Annotated in this window: 2 protein-coding genes; both read right to left on the bottom strand. The window is 42.5% G+C overall.

All coding sequences use genetic code 11. The features are described from left to right. Positions 1 to 84: 84 nt before the first annotated feature. Positions 85 to 306: a (4Fe-4S)-binding protein gene (locus B4Z90_RS22525; RefSeq protein WP_046672314.1), complete on the bottom strand. Its 222-nt coding sequence runs from the start codon at positions 304 to 306 to the stop codon at positions 85 to 87. 62 nt (positions 307 to 368) lie between these two features. After that, on the bottom strand, positions 369 to 1610 hold the full coding sequence (locus B4Z90_RS22520) for an MFS transporter (RefSeq protein ID WP_070563286.1): 1242 nt from the start codon (positions 1608 to 1610) through the stop codon (positions 369 to 371). Positions 1611 to 1722 lie beyond the last annotated feature (112 nt).

Below are 1722 nucleotides of genomic sequence, written 5' to 3'. Positions count from 1 at the left end.
CGAGTCCCGTCCAGACCGCCAACAAGAAAAGCATCATTTATAATTAAATGATGCTTTTTTTTTGCCTTAACAATACAACAACTATTATTTTTTCAATTCGTACTGAAGTGCTCCAGAAGGGCAATGCTTGATCTGTTCAATCAATTCCGCTGTACTGGCATTTTGCGCTGTGATCCAAGGCCTATCTTTCGGATGATACACATTTGGGAGACTCTTCACGCAAACCGCAGCATGTGCACAGCGTTCAGGTATCCAAAGAACGGTTATCTCTCCATTTGGATGTGGATATCTAACTATTTTTTCCATAATTCCATCTCTCTTTAGCAATTTATATTTTAAGAACTAATAACGATAAGAACAATTTTGTTTTAAGAATTGGCTTTTCGCTTTTTAATCATACTGCTCACCCGGTAGATCATAAAAATACCGATGATAGAGAGCAGAATCACACTCATCCCCAATGTAGGATAATGTTCCAAGGGGCTTTCTTTTGTTTCTTGAACAATGATTACACCTGCTAGCGAAGCTGCCACACCTCCTGCCAGCTGCTGCAACGATGAACTGATACTCATAAATGCACCCCGATCTTTCATCTCCGGAACAGCCGTGATCAAAGCGGAAGAAGGCGTCATCCGACTTAAAATGCCCGCCATCATTAAAATGTTTAAGATAACAACAATATAAAATGGAGTAACGCCTAGGTTCGTGTAGATAAATACGACAACCATGAGCCAAAGGGAAGCGAACGCGAAAATCTTAAACTTATCGTAACGATCGCTCAATTTCCCGACGATAGGCATAATAATCAATGAAGCGATACCCGAAATCATAAACAACATCGGCAGCTGCTCGTGGCTAACTTTGAGGTTATTGACTGCAAAAGCACTTCCAAAAGGCATCATCATATAACCTCCAATGGATAGCAAGGCTGTTGCAGCAAAGCCGATACGATATTCTCGCTGTGAAAAAGTCAGCCAAAGGTGCTTTAACGCAGATTGATGTTTCTGAAGACCGATATGTGCTGTAATCGGAATGAGTTTAATTGCAATGATAATGACAATAATTAAAGCCATCACGGCAATCCATAAAAAGGCACTATGCCAGCCCCAATTGTTTGCGATATACAGACCTATCGGAATGCCTAGGACCTGGCTGGCGCCAAAGCCCATCTGTACAAAGCCCATCACACGTCCACGTTGCTGAAGCGTAAAGATATCGGTGATAATAGCCATGGAGATCGAACCAATGACCCCTCCAAAGAGGCCCGTGATAATTCGAGCAGCGACCAAAGTCCAATAATCGTTGGCAAAACTACAGCAGAAAGTTCCGATAATAAAGCCAGAATAGAAAAAAAGCAGCAGCTTCTTTCGATCAAAACGATCGGCAAAGCCCGCGGTAAGCAGCCCCGAAGCACCCGCGCTAAAAGCATAGGCCGAAACCGCAATGCCAAATTGAGCTGGTTTGAGATCGATGGCTTTCATCAGGATATCCCCCATCGGTGACATCACCATAAAATCAAGCACGACCGTAAATTGTGTCATGGCCAATAAAAAGACCACCAGTTTTTGGTATGCCGTAAAAGGCGCATTATCAAGTTTATTTATTTCCATACTGTCCGGTTTGCCTCGGTTTAAACTGGCCTAAAAATACAGAAGTGCGCGAACATTATATGTAATAAGTTTGCAAAATTATCGCCCGAGACCTTACCTTACCTTACCTTAC

It is taken from the genome of Sphingobacterium sp. UBA5639, from assembly GCF_002421245.1.
GTDB lineage: Bacteria > Bacteroidota > Bacteroidia > Sphingobacteriales > Sphingobacteriaceae > Sphingobacterium > Sphingobacterium multivorum.
Note: the sequence above shows the minus strand (reverse complement) of the source record. Positions and strands in the feature narration are given on the sequence as shown.